This window comes from Bradyrhizobium sp. cf659 (assembly GCF_900113725.1).
Lineage (GTDB): Bacteria > Pseudomonadota > Alphaproteobacteria > Rhizobiales > Xanthobacteraceae > Bradyrhizobium.
On record NZ_FOQJ01000005.1, the window covers coordinates 168,112 to 183,679 of the forward strand.

Here is a 15,568-nt window from a genome sequence, read left to right on the forward strand (position 1 = left end):
GCGGGGGAGGGCTAGGGAGAGGGGTGGCCCAGGAAAAGGTGCCGGTTATTGGCGATGCACCGAGTGTGGATGCGCGACGGAAAGAGTCCCCGTGTGGCCCCCCTCCCTGCCCCTCCCCCGCAAGGGGGGAGGGAACGGAGAGAGCACCGCTGTTGCCCAACTCGATTCGACTTTGACCATTTCGCTTTAGTTGCCCGAACGACACATCGCGCGGCCACCCACGCGAGATGGTCTGACTGCCGTTGACATCCGTTCCTCGTTCCTGCGATGTTATATTATAACATCGCGGTATCAGAGGATGATCCTCGCGATGTGGGGTGGCGTTTCCAGATGAAGTGGTTCCGGTCGAATATCAGGCACGGCGCCCGGCTCGCGTTGTTCGCGATGCTGGTGCAATTCGCGCTGACATTCGGCCACAGCCACTGGTTCGCCCGGGCCGCCCCCCTCGCCCAGTCCTCGCTCCAGCAGACCGACGGCAGCAACGGCGTTGCCTCGAACGACCGCGCCGCGGTCCAGAAGCAATCGCCTTCAGGACCCGACCGCGAGCAGCCGGGCGACGACAATTGCGCGATCTGCGCATTGGTCGCGATGGCGGGCACCGTCCTGTTCTCGACGCCGCCTCTCCTGGAGCTGCCGCAGGCGATCGAGCTGCTCCACCGCACCACCGACGCCGAGTTCATCCATCTGAAATCGGCCGGCACGGCGTTCCAGCCGCGCGCCCCACCCGCGTCCTGACTCTAGACATCGCTGGATCACGCCCGGGCTCGCCGCGCCACATGCGCGGACGATCGCCCGGGAAGCCGTTGAAGCCGAATTCCGTCGCACCGCGACGGCAGGCCGCCTCCGATCAACAGACAAGCATTCGGACGGCGCCTGAATGGAATCAGGACCATGTCATTTGAATTGCGACGCGTGCAGCATCTCGCCGGGGCGAGCCTGCTCCTGCTCGGCGCCGCCGCCTCATCTGCGTTCGCCCAAGAACCTGCAAAAGAGCCGGTACAACAGCCTGCGCAGGACAAGTCGTCGACCGAGATCCCCGCCGTCACCGTGACGGCGCCGAGCCCCATCGTGCGCAGGGTGGTACCGACCCGCAGCCCGGTCCGCGTTGCGCGCACCGGACGGTCGCGCAGCCAACAACACACGGCCGAAGCCGCGCCGGCGGAAGCGGCCACCGCCGCCGCAGCTCAGCAAGGCGTGCTGCCTATTGTGACCAACCAGTTCGCCACCGTGACGGTGGTGCCGAACGAGGAGATCCGCCGCGAGGGCGGCGGCCAGCTCGGCGATCTCCTGTTCTCCAAGCCTGGCATCACCGGCTCGAGCTTCGCGCCCGGCGCCTCCAGCCGGCCGATCATCCGCGGTCTCGACGTCAACCGCGTCGGCATCGTCGAGAACGGCACCAATTCCGGCGGCGCCTCCGACCTCGGCGAGGATCATTTCGTCCCGATCGATCCGCTCGCGACCAACCAGGTCGAGGTGGTGCGCGGGCCTGCTGCGCTGCGCTACGGCTCGACCTCGATCGGCGGCGTCGTCAGCGCCACCAACAACCGGATTCCGGATGCGCTGCCTGCTTGCGCGCCATCGTTCCAGACCTACGGTCTGCCGACCAAGGCGCCGCTGGCCACCGCCGCGACCTCGCCTTGCGTCACGGCCGAGACGCGCACGGCGTTCAGCTCGGTCGATCGCGGCGTCGAAAGCGGCGTGCTGCTCGACACCGGCGGCGGCAATTTTGCGTTCCATGCCGACGTCTATGGCCGCACCACCACGGACTATGGCATCCCGAGCTATCCCTATCTGAACGACCAGACGCGATCCGTCGCCAACGGCCGCCAGCCGAACTCGGCGACGCGCTCGGACGGCGCCTCGATCGGCGGCTCCTACTTCTTCCAGGGCGGCTACATCGGGGCCGCGATCACGCAGAACGACTCGCTCTACCACATCCCCGGCATCGACGGCGCCGACCACAACACGCGCATCGACGGCCACCAGACCAAGATCAACGTCAAGGGCGAGTACCGTCCCGACGCTGCGGCGATCGACACCGTCCGGTTCTGGGCCGGCGCGACCGACTACCGGCACAACGAGATCGGCCTTGCCGATCCCGCCGATCCCAACACTGACGGCGTGCGGCAGACCTTCACCAACAAGGAGCAGGAGATCCGCACCGAGGTGCAGCTGATGCCGTTCAACGCGCGCTTCGCCGAGGTGACGACGGCGCTGGGCTTCCAGGTCGGTCATCAGGAGCTGACGGCACCGAGCCCCGACAATCCCGGCACGCTGTTCAACGGCCTTTGGGACCCCAACAACAACACCCGCGTTGCTGCTTACGCCTTCAACGAGTTCAAGTTCACGGACGCGACGCGAGCCCAGATCGCCGGCCGCATCGAGCATGTCGAGCTGCACGGCACCACGCCGAATTTCCCGGCCGACTACCTGCCCGACGGCACGCCGCAGGTGGCGATCGCGCGCAATCCGTCCTACACGCCGAAGAGCGGCAGCATCGGCCTGCTGCAGGACCTGCCCGGCGGCATGGTCGGCAGCATCACCGCCCAATATGTCGAGCGCGCACCGAAGGCGGCCGAGCTGTTCTCGCGCGGCGCCCATGACGCGACGGCGACCTTCGACATCGGCAATCCCAATCTCACCATCGAGACCGCGAAGTCCGTCGAGGTCGGCGTGCGCAAGGCGACAGGGCCGTTCCGCTTCGAGGCAACGGTCTACTACACGCATTTCGACAATTTCATCTATCGCCGCCTCACCGGCGTGATGTGCGATGACGACTTTGCCTCCTGCGGCACGCCCGGCGCCGAACTGAACCAGGCCGTCTATTCGCAGCGCAATGCCAATTTCCGCGGCGGCGAATTCCAGTCGCAATTCGATGTCGGCGCGTTCCAGGGCGGCATCTGGGGCATCGAGAACCAGCTCGACGTGGTCCGCGCCACCTTTACCGACGGCACCAACGTGCCGCGGATCCCGCCGCTTCGAATGGGCGGCGGCGTGTTCTGGCGCGACGACAACTGGCTGATGCGCGTCAACCTGTTGCACGCCTTCGCGCAGAACAACGTGGCCGTGATCGCGGAGACGCCGACGGCGGGTTACAATTTGTTGAAGGCCGAGGTCAGCTACAAGACGAAGCTCGACCGCAACTGGTTCGGCGCACGCGAGATGATTGCCGGCGTCGTCGGCAACAATCTCCTCAACGAGAACATCCGCAACTCGGTGTCCTACACCAAGGACGAGGTGTTGATGCCCGGCATCGGCGTGCGGGCGTTCGCCAACTTCAAGTTCTGAGCGCGATCCAGTCGGGGCCTGCGGGCCCCGACGCACTCAACTTGAGTGGTGGACTGTGGCCCGGATGGAGCGCGACGAAATCCGGGCTGCGAGCCGCGAGACTTAGGCCAATCGCGTCAGCGGCTTCTCGAAGCGCCATTGGTCGACAGGGAACGGTCCGTTCGACGTCTCCGACAACATCACGAACGTGCCGGCCCGGCGCCAGCCGCTCTTCTCGTAGAACCGTGCGGCGCGATCATTGCCGATGGCGCATGCCAGCCACGCCAGCTCCACTCCGCGCGCCGCGAGCCGTGCCTCCGCGTCGGCGATCAGCGCTGCGGCCACGCCTGTCCCGTGCGCCTGTGACGACACGAAGAGCTGGTACAATTCGTCACCCCTGATGGCGCAGAGGCCGAGCGGCGCGCCGGCCGGGCCGACGACGCAGAGATCGGGAAGCATGACCGCGAGGCGATCGCGAAAGCTCAAGAGCGTACGGAGGCGGACCAGTTCAGGCGGCGCAAACGCCGCGTGCGATTCATGCCAGACGTCGTGCCACAAGCTGGCGAGATGATCGATCTCATCGACATCAGCGGGGCGCACCTGCATCGTCGCTACTCCCTCCGGGCAAGGGCAGTGCCCGCGTGAAGCCAACGGGTCGGCGCGAAGCGCCGCGCGATGACAGGCTCCGCGCAATCCGGGGGAAACCTGTCGCGGCAGATGGTCCCGCCTGAATTCATCGCGCTTCGGCCCAGGCCGCCGCCTCAGGGGCATCCTCTGCCGCCTCCTGGAACAGGCCGGCAAAAAGCAGGCTCCACAGCGTCAGGAGAGAAATGGGGATGGTGTAGTATGGCGTCGCGATCGGATAGGTGAAGAAGAAGGCGAGATTGATCGCCAGATTGGCGATCGTGAGCTGTGCGACACGGCGAGCGCCATTGGGCTGCCGCAACAGCCAGATCGAGCTCGCGATTCCGACGACGATCAACAGCGTCTGGAGCGGGTCGGCGAGATAGTCCCGGATCACTGCGAACGAAAAATCCAGCGGCCTGACATCGGGATTGTTGCCGTAGGTCGACGCGAACGGACTGCCGGCATTGACGGCGTAAGAGACGATGGTCGGCATCACGCCGGCGAGCAACGCGATGCCGAACGCGCCCCCCTGCAAGAACCGGGGCATCGTGCGTTCCGCCAGGAACGCGACGAGGAGAAACATGCAATAGCCGGACGCCAGGAAGAGGTTGGCCAACCGGAAATCGACCGTCAAGCCGAGCAGGAAGCCGATGGACGCCAACAGCCCGATCCTCGGTTGAGATTGCGGGCTCGTCAGCCATCGCGCCGTGAGACATCCTGCGAGCACGCACACGACGGCCGTCGGGGCCATCGAATAGCTGGCCTTGACCGGATTGACCATCACGTAGATTGCAAGACAGCCGAACGTCCCGGCCATCAGCACCGACCTTGCGGTGCGCGCGAGAGAGAGAGCAAATAGCGCGAAGCCGAAGACGACAAACGTCGCAAGCATGTACATGGGTGCGACCTGGTGACCTGGCGGAAACAACGCCAACACGAGGCCGACACCCGGCGGGTATTGGATGACGACCTTCCCAGTGGCCGGCATCAAATTGTGACAGGGCGCATCGGTCGTATCGTCCCACTTCGGGTAGTCGATCGCCTTCAGCTTTGCTTTCAGATAGCCATCGTCGTCGCGGGCGAGGTTGGTGTCGAAACCTCCCACCAGCCCGAACCTCTGGAACAGATGCGCCTGCCGCAGGTAGCAGATGTCGTCGTAGACGCCGCGAGCCTCATTCCATCGCAACATGGTCCAGAAATGGCCGACCAGAACCGCGAGAAACAAGACGGCGAAGACGGCTTTGCACGTACGGATTTTTTGCATTGGAATCCTGCCGCGGCGCGAGGCGCTGGCTCTGCTCTAGCGGAATGCAAGATAGAGATTGGACGATAACGGGCCGAGCGACAAGCCGGTGTAGCCCACCGCCGCCGGCTTGGCGATCAGCGCGGTGAACTCCAGCAGCCGTTTTCGCGTCATCAGGATCAGGTTCTGCTCGTCGGTCCATTCCGACTTGCGGGTGATCATGCAGGCGATCCTGAAGGTGCCATCCAGGTAGTGTGCCAGCGGGATGGCCGTGTGGTGCTCGACCGGAAAGAACCTGTTGGGCACCGTGATGAACACCCGCCTCGCAACGCGGCAAAGCTCCTTGACCAGGAGCCTCTGGTTTTCGTGGCTTCCGGCGTGCTCGAGCACGGCATTGGACGTCGCAACGTCGAACTCGTTGTCGTCAAACGGCAGCCGTGTATTCGGCTCGATCTGCACGTAACGGCAAAGCGGAAAGGCCGCCTTGAACTCGACTCCTTCGCCGAGCCCGCAGGCCGTGATCTTGTGCTGATGTGGGTAGCTTCTTTCCAGCACGTTTGCGCCGTCGTTGATCACGTCGGACACTCCGACGTCCAGGATCTCGTCCGACGCGGACGGCTGCATGTGGGCGATGAAATCCTGGAATATGCGGTCACGCGCCGCGATGAGCAGCTTTTCCGCCGTCCCCCCGGACGCCACCTCCCGGTAATATTGCTGATCGACCGGCACTACCCTACCTCATGTGAGCTTCGAAGCGATGGCGCGTCAGGTTGGCGCCTTGCTCCAGTCCGGACCGACCGGCCCCGATACGCCTTCGAACGCGCCCTCGACGAGCTCGACGACGAGGAGCCGGGCGTAATCGACCGGGCCCGGCATCGTGACTCGTCCCTTCGGCACCGGCTTAAAGTCGACGCGGCTGTAATAGGGCTCGTCGCCGACCAGCAGCACCAGGCGGTGGCCTTGCGCCTTCGCATCCTTCAGCGCGCGCTCGAGCAGCTGCCGGCCGACGCCACGGCCGCGGAACGGAGGCTCGACCGTCAGCGGCCCGAGCAGCAGCGCCGGCGTGTCGCCGACGCAGATCGGCAATTGCCGCACGGACCCGACCAGCAACGTACCGACGCGGGCGGTGAAGGACAGTTCGAGCACATGATCGACGTGCTCGCGGATGCGATAGGCGCTCAGCACAAAGCGGCCTGGTCCGAAGGTGCGTTCGTGCAGCCGTTCGATTGCCTGAGCATCGCCGGCGGCTTCGGGCAGAATGGTGAGTGAGAGATCGTTCATCGCGTTACAGCGTCTTCAAGCGGAATCATCGGTTCGTATCGGAAAAAACAGCCGGGCGGCGTCGGCGGGATATCACCTCGGAGGGCGGTGGTCCATGGGATTGCGTCCGCCTCCGACGCCATTTCAGTTCCTCCCGAGCGGCGGCTGGGACAGATAGGCGAGCATCTTCATTTCCCGCCGGCCGCGCGTCACGGTGTCGAGCACGAGCCCCGACGAAGCCGAAAGCAGCGCCATGATCATCAGACCCATGGAGAGCACGGCGGTCGGCAGGCGCGGCACGAGGCCGGTTTCGAGGAAGGTGATGACGACGGGCAGCCCGAGAGCCATCGACAGCAGCGCGAGGACGATGCCGATCGCCGAAAAGAAGCGCAGCGGCCGCTCCGATCGGTTGAGCTTCAGCATCATGTTGAAGATGCGCAAACCATCCTGCCAGGTATTGAGCTTGGAGAAGGAACCTTCCGGACGCGCGTAATAGGGCGTCTCGATCTCGGCGGCCGGGAGCGACAATTCCAGCGCATAGACCGCAAATTCGGTCTCGATCTCGAAACCGTCGGACAAGACGGGGAAGGATTTGACGAAGCGGCGCGAGAACACGCGGTAACCGGACAGCATGTCCTTGAAGGCGTGACCGAAGGTTGACGCCAGGAAACCGGTGAACAGCCGGTTGCCCATGCGATGACCGCGTCGGTAGGCCGCTTGCGATTGATCGACACGGAGCCCCACGACCATATCCAGATGCTCATCGAGCAGCTTGTCGATCATGCACGGAGCGCTCGGCGCGTCGTAGGTCGCATCACCATCGACGAGCACGTAGATGTCCGCCTCGATGTCCGCGAACATGCGGCGCACGACGTGACCTTTGCCCTGGCGCCGTTCGCTACGCACAATCGCGCCGGCCTCGCGCGCGATCGTCGCGGTACGGTCGGTCGAGTTGTTGTCGTACACGTAGACGTCGGCCGCAGGCAGTGCCTTGCGGAAATCGGCGACGACCGTCGCGACGGCGGCTTCCTCATTGTAACAGGGAACCAGCACGGCGACCCGAAATGGCCATGACCTCGTCGATTCAGGCAATCTTCATCCCTCGTCCATCTGTCGAGACCGCAGACACGGTGACTACTAGCATAGGCCGCCCTCACCGCCACGTCGCAATCAGGGGCTGGCCGCCCAGTACCTCCGCGATCCGCAACCGCGTCCCCTGCGTGGTCCCCTCGGGCAGCGCCGTGATCGCGAAGAACCCGCATTCGACGATCTCGTGGTTGGGCGCGGGCAGGCGATCCTGCCTGAACTGCCTGACCACGTAGACCGCGACGTGGTCGCGGCGGGAGACGTGGCTGTTGAGAAAGATGCCGTGCAGCGCGGCATCTGCGGTGAGGTCGATGTCGCCCTCCTCCTTGAGCTCGCGCCGCATCGCCTGCTCCATGCTCTCGCCGAGATCGACGCCGCCGCCGGGCAGATACCAGCCGGAGATGTAGCTGTGCCTGACCAGGAACACCCGGTTCTCGGAATCCAGCACCACGGCACGAACGCCGAGGGTCATGCCGCGAACCAGCAGGAAATAGGCGTGGAAGATTCGCCGCAGCAGCGGCTCGAATCTCCGTCGGGCGCGGTCCAGACGATCTCCCATCAGGCTCTCTTGAGTCCCCTCTTCAGGCCTTGCTCGAGGCCTGGCTTGCACGTTGCCTGCGACCTTGCCATTACAGCGGAGCAATAGCGAGGCAATCGCGCGCCATGGCTCCCTTCACGCTCGCCCATCTGTCCGACCCGCATCTGCCGCCCTTGCCGAAGCCGCGGCTGATCGAGCTCGCCGGCAAGCGCGCGCTCGGCTACGTCAACTGGACGCGCAACCGCCACAAGTACCAGCGCCGCGAGGTGCTCGACGCACTCGTCGCCGACGCCAAGGCGCAGGCGCCCGACCACATCGCGGTGACGGGCGATCTCGTCAATCTGGCGCTGGAGGCGGAGTTCGCGCCGGCGCGCGCCTGGCTCGACGACGTCGGCCCGCCCGACCGCGTCACCACGATTCCCGGCAATCACGACGCCTATGTCCGCGCCACCTTTGATCGCTTCGGCGAGACCTTTGCGCCCTATCTTGCGAGCGACGACGGAAGCGTCGGCTTTCCGGCCCTGCGCCGGCGCGGGCCGCTCGCGCTGATCAGCCTGTCCACGGCGGTGCCGACCCTGCCGCTGATGGCGACGGGCACGCTCGGGCGCGATCAGCTCGCAGCCCTCGAACAGGTTCTCGAGCGGCTCGCGACTGAAGACGTCTTCCGCGTGCTGCTGGTGCATCATCCCTTGAAGTCCGACGCGCGCCACAAGCGGATGACGGACGCGGCCGATCTGCTGGCGCTGTTGAAGCGCCATGGCGTCGAGCTGGTCCTGCACGGCCACGACCACATTCATTCGACGATGTGGTTCGAGGGGCCCAACGGCAACATACCCGTGATCGGCGTGCCGTCGGCGTCCGCGCTCGCACACGGGCATTACCCGGCGGCGGCGTATAATCTGTTCACGATCGAGAAGGACAATGCCGGCTGGCGCTGCGAGCAGACGGTGCGCGGACTCGGATCCGGATTTCAGATCCGAGAGATCAAGCATGCAAGGTTGGTCTAGTTCACCGTCATTGCGAGCGAAGCGAAGCAATCCAGAGTCCCTCTGCGGAAACATTTCTGGATTGCTTCGCTTCGCTCGCAATGACGACGGAGGGCGTCTCACCAGCTCCGCAGGGCCGCCAGCACGGCGACGCCGAACAAGGCGGCGGCGCCGAGGATGAAGCCGAACACGAACGGCCAGACGCGCGAGCGGGCCGGCCGCTCCGCGGCTTCCGGCTTCGGCTCGGGCAGCACCACCATCGCATGCTCGCGCTCGATCATGCGTCGCGCGACATAGTCGGTGACAGCCTCGACGATCACGGAGGTGTCGTGCGATTCGGCGAGCACGATGCGGCCGAAGCGGGTGTCCTGGACGAAGCGGTACATGCGCTTGTCGCGCCCCATCATGATGTGCGCGACGACGTCGATCCAGAGTCGGGGCGTATCGCGCTGGCTGATGCCGCGATCGAACAGGTCGATCTGCTCGGGCACCTGTGCAAACAAGGGATCGAGCGCGTCGTTGAGGATCTCGAGCCGGGCCACCTCGGCATCGCGCAAATCGACGACGACGCCGGTCCGGTCGGCGGCCTCGATCCGCGCGCGCAACAGCGCGTCGCGCAGCCGCACCGGGCGCGGCTGGCTGGGATGGGTCCCGCTGGTCTCGGGCTCTGACATTGTCGGCCTCGTCCTCACTTGCCTCCATTAACCTATCAGCAACCAAACCCTCCGCAAAGGGTCCACAATTCCAGATACTTACGGCGCCCACAGCTGTCTCACCTGTGCCAAAAACAGACGATCCCACCCGGCTTGCGCCGGATGGGACCCTCCGTCCTTGGACGTCTTCTTGATTGGTCAGGCAGCCGTCAGGCCGAGACCCGCGACGGCTCTTCCACGATGGAGAAGCGGACGCCGGCCTTGTGGCGGTTCTCTTCCGAGACCGTACGCCAGGCATCTTCGGCTTCCTTGCGGGTCTTGAACGGACCCTGCACCTGGGCCGAGCCTTCCACGAGCTTGTGGAAGTTCATCGAACCGAACTCGCCGCCGATCACCCAGAAATTGCTGCCTTTGGTCATTGTCAGTCTCCTGTTGAGTGCGTGACCAGCCCGGGCTCCGAGGGGACCCCGGACTGATCAATTCCGCCGTTAGCCGAACTGGTTCATCGTGTTGTGCGCGCCGCCCGCCTTCAGGGCAGCCTCGCCGGCGAAGTACTCCTTGTGGTCGTCGCCGATGTCGGAGCCGGCCATGTTCTGATGCTTGGCGCAGGCGATACCCTGACGGATCTCCTGGCGCTGAACATTCTTCACATAGCCCAGCATACCCTGCTCGCCGAAATACTCCTTGGCGAGATTGTCAGTCGACAGAGCTGCCGTGTGATAGGTCGGCAACGTGATCAGATGGTGGAAGATGCCGGCACGCTTCGCTGAATCGGCCTGGAAGGTGCGGATGCGCTCGTCGGCTTCAATGGCCAGCGGCGTATCGTCGTATTCCGGCTTCATCAGCTCGGCACGGTTGTACTTGCTGACGTCCTTGCCGGCTTCCTTCATCGCGTCGTAGACCTGCCAGCGGAAGTTGAGGGTCCAGTTGAACGACGGCGAATTGTTGTAGGCCAGCTTGGCGTTCGGAACCACCTTGCGGATGCGATCGACCATCTTGGCGATCTGCTCGATATGCGGCTTCTCGGTCTCGATCCAGAGCAGGTCGGCGCCGTTCTGAAGCGAGGTGATGCAGTCAAGCACGCAGCGGTCCTCACCGGTGCCGGGACGGAACTGGTAGAGGTTGGAGGGCAGCCGCTTCGGACGCATCATCTTGCCGTTGCGGTTGATGATGACGTCGCCGTTGCGGGCGTTCTCCGCCGTGATTTCCTCGCAATCGAGGAAGCTGTTGTATTGGTCGCCGATGTCGCCGGGCTTGTGGCTGACGGCGATCTGCTGCGTCAGGCCGGCGCCGAGCGAGTCGGTGCGGGTCACGACGATGCCGTCTTCGACGCCGAGCTCGAGGAAGGCGTGGCGGCAGGCGCGGATCTTCGCCAGGAAGACGTCATGCGGCACGGTGACCTTGCCGTCCTGGTGGCCGCACTGCTTCTCGTCCGAGACCTGGTTCTCGATCTGGAGCGCGCAGGCGCCCGCTTCGATCATCTTCTTGGCGAGCAGATAGGTCGCCTCGGCGTTGCCGAAGCCGGCGTCGATGTCGGCGATGACGGGCACGACGTGGGTCTGGAAGCCGTCGATCTTCGCGATCAGCTCCTTCTCGCGGGTCTTGTCGCCTTCCTTGCGCGCCTTATCGAGGAGGCGGAAGATGTCGTTGAGCTCACGCGAGTCCGCCTGGCGCAGGAAGGTGTAGAGCTCTTCGATCAGCGCCGGCACCGAGGTCTTCTCGTGCATCGACTGGTCGGGCAGCGGTCCGAACTCGGAGCGCAGCGCCGCGATCATCCAGCCCGAGAGATACAGGTAGGTGCGATCGGTCTTGCCGAAATGCTTCTTGACCGAGATCAGCTTCTGCTGGGCGATGAAGCCGTGCCAGCAACCCAGCGACTGGGTGTACTTGGTGGGATCGCCGTCATAGGCGGCCATGTCGGCCCGCATCAGCGCCGCGGTGTAGCGGGCGACGTCGAGACCGGTCCTGAAGCGGTTCTGCAGGCGCATGCGCGCGACGTGCTCGGCCGTCACCCCGTTCCAGGTCGGCTGGGTCTCGAGAAGCGCCTGGGCTGCATCGATCTCGCCCTGATACGAGGCCGGAGCCTGGAAGGTGCTGATGCCACGGGGCTGGTAGTTCATGTGCCTGATCCTTTCGCTGACGATGGCGATGTCTGGCCATCGACATTCTTGACAGTGCATTGCGAAATGCGTGTCAGGAGCTAAACGCGAAAACGGAAACTTCGTATAGATGGCTTGTTTTTTATTGGTGATGTCATGTAACATCAGAACATGTAACATATGTTATTTTGTAAAGTTTGTAAAGTTATAGGTCAGCGAGACTGTCCTTAATCGCCCTGGAGATCTGAGAAATGGCCGCCGAATCCGGGAAGAAACTGTTCGTCGGCCCGCGCTTCCGGCGGATCCGGCAGCAATTGGGGCTGTCGCAGACCCAGATCGCCGAGGGGCTCGGGATCTCGCCGAGCTACGTCAACCTGATCGAGCGCAACCAGCGCCCGGTGACCGCCCAGATCCTGCTGCGGCTGGCCGAGACCTATGACCTCGACCTGCGCGACCTCGCCACCGCCGACGAGGACCGGTTCTTCGCCGAGCTCAACGAGATCTTCTCCGATCCCTTGTTCCGCCAGATCGACGTGCCCAAGCAGGAGCTGCGCGACCTCGCCGAGCTCTGCCCCGGCGTCACCCACGCGCTGCAGCGGCTCTACGCGGCCTATACCGAGGCCCGTCAGGGCGAGACGCTGGCGGCCGCGCAAATGGCCGACCGCGACGTCGGCACGCGCTACGAGACAAATCCGGTCGAACGGGTGCGCGAGCTGATCGAGGCTAACCGCAACTATTTTCCGGAGCTCGAGCAGGCTGCAGAAGCCTTGCGCGACGAACTGAACGTGCCGGCCGAAGGGCTCTACGCGGCGCTGGCCGCGCGCCTGCGCGAAAAGCATTCGGTCCAGACCCGCATCATGCCTGTTGACGTGATGCGCGAGACGCTGCGGCGCTTCGACCGCCACCGCCGCCAGCTGCTGATCTCGGAGCTGGTCGACCCGTCCGGGCGTGCGTTCCAGCTCGCCTTCCAGCTCGGCCTTGGCGAATGCACGCAGCAGCTGGAGACCATCATCGGCCGCGCCGGCCCGCTCGACGACGCGCCGCGGCGCCTGTTCCGCATCACGCTCGGCAACTATTTTGCGGCGGCGGTGATGATGCCCTACCCCGCGTTCCTCGCCGCAGCCGAAGCCCTGAACTACGACATCCACGTGCTGGCGCAGCGCTTCAATTCCGGCTTCGAGCAGGTCTGCCACCGCCTCACCACCTTGCAGCGGCCGAACGCGCGCGGCATTCCGTTCTTCCTGCTCCGCGTCGACAATGCCGGCAACGTCTCGAAGCGCTTTTCCTCCGGCACCTTCCCGTTCTCGAAATTCGGCGGCACGTGCCCGCTGTGGAACGTGCACTCGACCTTCGACACACCGGATCGCCTGCTGAAACAGGTGATCGAGCTCTCCGACGGCACGCGCTATTTCTCGATCGCGCAGATGGTGCGCCGGCCGGTGGCGCCGCACCCGCTGCCGCAGCCGCGCTTCGCCATCGGCCTCGGCTGCGAGATCCGCCACGCCGCGCGCCTCGTCTATGCCGCCGGCATGGACCTGGAGAAGGCGGAAGGCACGCCCATCGGTGTCAACTGCCGCCTGTGCGAGCGCGAAAACTGCGCCCAGCGCGCCGAGCCGCCGATCACGCGCACGCTGATCCTCGACGAGACGACGCGGCGGGTGAGCTCGTTCGCGTTCTCGAACGCACGGGAGTTGTGAGGGCGGATGCGCGTTTGGCGATAGCTAGACGCCACAAACTTGCTGTCGTCCTGGCGAAAGCCAGGACCCATAACCACAGGATTTGGTTTGGCGAAGACAGATAACTACGATCTCGCGCCACAACTTCTCCCTGGGGTAATGGGTCCTGGCTTTCGCCAGGACGACATTGGGAGAGAGCGGCCCTACGCCAGCGTATGCACGATCACCGGCCCCGCCGCGGCGCGCGCGTCGCCGGCGAGCAGCGGGCCGAGATCCTTCTCGATCCAGGCGATCGCGCGCCGGTTCGCCTCCTCCGCCTGCTCGAACTTGTCGAAGATCGAGATCGCGGTGACCGTGTCGTCGCCGGCATAGACGACGTAGTAGGCGCGGAAGCCGTCGACGTCGCTGATGATCGGAACGGCGCCGTCCTTGATGCGGCGCGCCAGCTCCTCCGCGCTCCCGCTTTTCGCCTTGGCCTGACGGATGGCGGCATACATGACTTCCTCCTCCCGGCTATTGATGTGGGCTTTGTACCCGGACCGGATGTTACGCCGAAGCGCCGGGCCCGGATACCCTCCTTGGTTAACCCGGCACTAATCCGTCGGAGCGATCTGCAACCAACGGTTAAGCACGCCTCAACATCGCTGCCCTAGTCTCGCCCCACTCACTTTTCGCAAACAACGGTGGCCTATTCTGCCGGGCGAAGTGACATCAGGGGGTTCAACATGCGCATTGCGTTGCTGCTGACCGCGACCATCGTCGGCGCGCTTTTCGCCAGTCCATCCAATGCCGGACCGCTCGATGCGTCCGCTGAGGCAGCGCAGGCGCTGCCGCCGGGCTTCCAGAGCTACCGCGGCTACATGTTCGACCTGTCGGAGAATTCCGATCGCAAGGATGTCGACAAGCTCACTGACAATCTGAAGCGCCAGATCGACGTCGTCGAAGGCGTCGGCTTCTCCCCGCGCGTGCTGCGCTTCTTCCACACCGTCCCGATCGTCGCGAACGAGCTGGCCTGCCTCGACGAAGGCGCCGCGACCGCATGCTACGGCAGGGTCACGCCGGACATGCAGCGCACCGCTCCCCGGACGCTGACGGTCTGGGATCCCAACAAGCAGCGCTGGACCAATCCGAACGCCATCGACCTCGCGGTCGATTCGGGGCTCGGCGTGATCATGCTGCGGCCGGACATGATGCGGTACGAGAAGGAGGCGGTGCTGCTGCACGAGCTCCTGCACGCCTACCACGCGCGCCTGTTGCCGGACGGCTACGCCAACAAGGGCGTGATCGGCTATTATGCCCTGGCGAAGTCCAAGGACCTCCTGCCCAAGGAATCCTATGCGCTGAAGAATCCCATGGAGTTCTTCGCCGTGACCGCCAGCATCTTCCTGGCCGGAAAGAGCGAATTCCACGACCCCAAATCGCGCGAGACGCTGAAGGAGAAGATGCCGGACTATTACAAATATCTGGTCGGCGTGTTCGGCTTCGACCCCGACCCGGCGGCTTCAAGCGGCCCGGTGGCCTCGCTGAAGTGAGGCGGACGTAGCCCATCCGCACCAACCCGGCAAAAAGCCGCGCGAAATGCGCGGCTTTTTTTTGTTTTGGTGACGGGAAGCTGCGGATGACGCCCGGCCGGGAATTGCCAAGGCGGGGCCCGATCTGCATAGTCCCGCCCGCATCGATACTGTTTTCAAGGGGATAGAAGAACATGGCGGACGCCGACCTGGATGTCGTGATCCGGCAACTGGCCAGACAGCTGCATACGGGCCTGATGACCCGCGCCAAGGAGCGGCGGGATCGCTTCAACGGCCTTGCGGCCAAGGCCAAGGGCAAGGAGACCGGCGACCGCTTCAAGATGATGGCCAAGGCCACCATGGAGCAGGCCACCGCCGCCGCCAAGCGCCTCCAGATGTCCGCCGACAACGTCGCCGACAGCTACGCGCGATCGATGCGAATCGCGGCCAGCACGCCGATCGCGGCGAAGGTGGAGAAGAAGCCGGCGAAGGAGAAGCCGGTGAAGAAGGCCGCGAAGGCGAAAGCCAAGAAGACGAAGTAGCGGACACTTCTTCCTTCTCCCCTTGTGGGAGAAGGTGGCATAGGCGGCCTTCGGCCGCCGTTCTTAGGAACGCCGAAGCG

General features: G+C 64.6%; 16 protein-coding genes. 6 read left to right on the top strand and 10 right to left on the bottom strand.

What is annotated here, in order from left to right; all coding sequences use genetic code 11:
* The first annotated feature begins 330 nt into the window (after positions 1 to 330).
* Both BM118_RS22835 and BM118_RS22840 read left to right on the top strand, forming a co-directional pair.
* On the top strand, positions 331 to 735 hold the full coding sequence (locus BM118_RS22835; protein WP_177234584.1) for a DUF2946 domain-containing protein: 405 nt from the start codon (positions 331 to 333) through the stop codon (positions 733 to 735).
* 156 nt (positions 736 to 891) lie between these two features.
* Positions 892 to 3,288, top strand: coding sequence for a TonB-dependent receptor (locus tag BM118_RS22840; protein WP_092187743.1), 2,397 nt, complete (start codon positions 892 to 894; stop codon positions 3,286 to 3,288).
* Between the two features lie 102 nt (positions 3,289 to 3,390).
* Here BM118_RS22840 and BM118_RS22845 read toward each other — a convergent pair whose 3' ends face one another.
* The 6 genes from BM118_RS22845 to BM118_RS22870 form a co-directional block, all read right to left on the bottom strand.
* Positions 3,391 to 3,873 (bottom strand): GNAT family N-acetyltransferase, encoded by a 483-nt coding sequence (locus BM118_RS22845; protein WP_092187744.1) that lies wholly within the window; start codon positions 3,871 to 3,873, stop codon positions 3,391 to 3,393.
* A gap of 127 nt (positions 3,874 to 4,000) precedes the next feature.
* Positions 4,001 to 5,158 carry a hypothetical protein gene (locus tag BM118_RS22850; RefSeq protein WP_092187745.1) on the bottom strand — a complete coding sequence of 386 codons (1,158 nt, stop codon included), beginning with the start codon at positions 5,156 to 5,158 and terminating at the stop codon, positions 4,001 to 4,003.
* A gap of 36 nt (positions 5,159 to 5,194) precedes the next feature.
* Positions 5,195 to 5,866 carry a class I SAM-dependent methyltransferase gene (locus BM118_RS22855; RefSeq protein WP_027543683.1) on the bottom strand — a complete coding sequence of 224 codons (672 nt, stop codon included), beginning with the start codon at positions 5,864 to 5,866 and terminating at the stop codon, positions 5,195 to 5,197.
* Positions 5,867 to 5,902: 36 nt separating this feature from the next.
* The gene (locus BM118_RS22860; RefSeq protein ID WP_092187746.1) at positions 5,903 to 6,418 is read right to left on the bottom strand and encodes a GNAT family N-acetyltransferase; all 516 of its coding nucleotides are present in this window, start codon (positions 6,416 to 6,418) and stop codon (positions 5,903 to 5,905) included.
* A 123-nt stretch (positions 6,419 to 6,541) separates the two neighbouring features.
* A complete protein-coding gene (locus BM118_RS22865) occupies positions 6,542 to 7,450 on the bottom strand; it encodes a glycosyltransferase family 2 protein (RefSeq protein ID WP_244550201.1) in 909 nt (302 codons plus the stop codon).
* Positions 7,451 to 7,550: 100 nt separating this feature from the next.
* Positions 7,551 to 8,042: an NUDIX domain-containing protein gene (locus BM118_RS22870; RefSeq protein ID WP_092187748.1), complete on the bottom strand. Its 492-nt coding sequence runs from the start codon at positions 8,040 to 8,042 to the stop codon at positions 7,551 to 7,553.
* 104 nt (positions 8,043 to 8,146) lie between these two features.
* Here BM118_RS22870 and BM118_RS22875 point away from each other — a divergent pair, with 104 nt between their 5' ends.
* A complete protein-coding gene (locus BM118_RS22875; protein ID WP_092187749.1) occupies positions 8,147 to 9,028 on the top strand; it encodes a metallophosphoesterase family protein in 882 nt (293 codons plus the stop codon).
* Between the two features lie 98 nt (positions 9,029 to 9,126).
* On the opposite strand, the gene BM118_RS22880 is transcribed toward BM118_RS22875, so the two are convergent.
* The 3 genes from BM118_RS22880 to BM118_RS22890 all read right to left on the bottom strand — a co-directional run bounded on the left by BM118_RS22880 (position 9,127) and on the right by BM118_RS22890 (position 11,780).
* Positions 9,127 to 9,681, bottom strand: a complete 555-nt coding sequence (locus BM118_RS22880) for a hypothetical protein (RefSeq protein ID WP_177234585.1) — start codon at positions 9,679 to 9,681, stop codon at positions 9,127 to 9,129.
* A gap of 188 nt (positions 9,682 to 9,869) precedes the next feature.
* Positions 9,870 to 10,079 (bottom strand): DUF4170 domain-containing protein, encoded by a 210-nt coding sequence (locus BM118_RS22885; protein ID WP_018323282.1) that lies wholly within the window; start codon positions 10,077 to 10,079, stop codon positions 9,870 to 9,872.
* Between the two features lie 69 nt (positions 10,080 to 10,148).
* A complete protein-coding gene (locus tag BM118_RS22890) occupies positions 10,149 to 11,780 on the bottom strand; it encodes an isocitrate lyase (RefSeq protein ID WP_092187751.1) in 1,632 nt (543 codons plus the stop codon).
* Positions 11,781 to 12,010: 230 nt separating this feature from the next.
* Here BM118_RS22890 and BM118_RS22895 point away from each other — a divergent pair, with 230 nt between their 5' ends.
* Positions 12,011 to 13,456: a helix-turn-helix domain-containing protein gene (locus tag BM118_RS22895; protein ID WP_092187752.1), complete on the top strand. Its 1,446-nt coding sequence runs from the start codon at positions 12,011 to 12,013 to the stop codon at positions 13,454 to 13,456.
* 182 nt (positions 13,457 to 13,638) lie between these two features.
* Here the strand turns inward: BM118_RS22895 and BM118_RS41585 are convergent, their stop codons facing one another.
* Entirely contained in the window at positions 13,639 to 13,932 is a 294-nt protein-coding gene (locus tag BM118_RS41585) for an antibiotic biosynthesis monooxygenase (RefSeq protein ID WP_027543691.1), read from the bottom strand.
* 228 nt (positions 13,933 to 14,160) lie between these two features.
* Between BM118_RS41585 and BM118_RS22910 the strand changes: the two genes are divergently transcribed.
* Together BM118_RS22910 and BM118_RS22915 are read left to right on the top strand one after the other, a co-directional pair.
* Complete coding sequence (locus BM118_RS22910) at positions 14,161 to 14,967, top strand: hypothetical protein (RefSeq protein ID WP_177234586.1); 807 nt, start codon at positions 14,161 to 14,163, stop codon at positions 14,965 to 14,967.
* A gap of 173 nt (positions 14,968 to 15,140) precedes the next feature.
* Positions 15,141 to 15,488 carry a hypothetical protein gene (locus BM118_RS22915; RefSeq protein ID WP_092187755.1) on the top strand — a complete coding sequence of 116 codons (348 nt, stop codon included), beginning with the start codon at positions 15,141 to 15,143 and terminating at the stop codon, positions 15,486 to 15,488.
* Positions 15,489 to 15,568 lie beyond the last annotated feature (80 nt).

Coding starts and splice junctions, on each gene's coding strand:
- BM118_RS22860 (WP_092187746.1), bottom strand. CDS start 6,418: ATGAACGATCTCTCACTCACCATTCTGCCCGAAGCCGCCGGCGATGCT.
- BM118_RS22835 (WP_177234584.1), top strand. CDS start 331: ATGAAGTGGTTCCGGTCGAATATCAGGCACGGCGCCCGGCTCGCGTTG.
- BM118_RS22890 (WP_092187751.1), bottom strand. CDS start 11,780: ATGAACTACCAGCCCCGTGGCATCAGCACCTTCCAGGCTCCGGCCTCG.
- BM118_RS22915 (WP_092187755.1), top strand. CDS start 15,141: ATGGCGGACGCCGACCTGGATGTCGTGATCCGGCAACTGGCCAGACAG.
- BM118_RS22880 (WP_177234585.1), bottom strand. CDS start 9,681: ATGTCAGAGCCCGAGACCAGCGGGACCCATCCCAGCCAGCCGCGCCCG.
- BM118_RS22885 (WP_018323282.1), bottom strand. CDS start 10,079: ATGACCAAAGGCAGCAATTTCTGGGTGATCGGCGGCGAGTTCGGTTCG.
- BM118_RS22850 (WP_092187745.1), bottom strand. CDS start 5,158: ATGCAAAAAATCCGTACGTGCAAAGCCGTCTTCGCCGTCTTGTTTCTC.
- BM118_RS22910 (WP_177234586.1), top strand. CDS start 14,161: ATGCGCATTGCGTTGCTGCTGACCGCGACCATCGTCGGCGCGCTTTTC.
- BM118_RS22845 (WP_092187744.1), bottom strand. CDS start 3,873: ATGCAGGTGCGCCCCGCTGATGTCGATGAGATCGATCATCTCGCCAGC.
- BM118_RS41585 (WP_027543691.1), bottom strand. CDS start 13,932: ATGTATGCCGCCATCCGTCAGGCCAAGGCGAAAAGCGGGAGCGCGGAG.
- BM118_RS22870 (WP_092187748.1), bottom strand. CDS start 8,042: ATGGGAGATCGTCTGGACCGCGCCCGACGGAGATTCGAGCCGCTGCTG.
- BM118_RS22895 (WP_092187752.1), top strand. CDS start 12,011: ATGGCCGCCGAATCCGGGAAGAAACTGTTCGTCGGCCCGCGCTTCCGG.
- BM118_RS22840 (WP_092187743.1), top strand. CDS start 892: ATGTCATTTGAATTGCGACGCGTGCAGCATCTCGCCGGGGCGAGCCTG.
- BM118_RS22875 (WP_092187749.1), top strand. CDS start 8,147: ATGGCTCCCTTCACGCTCGCCCATCTGTCCGACCCGCATCTGCCGCCC.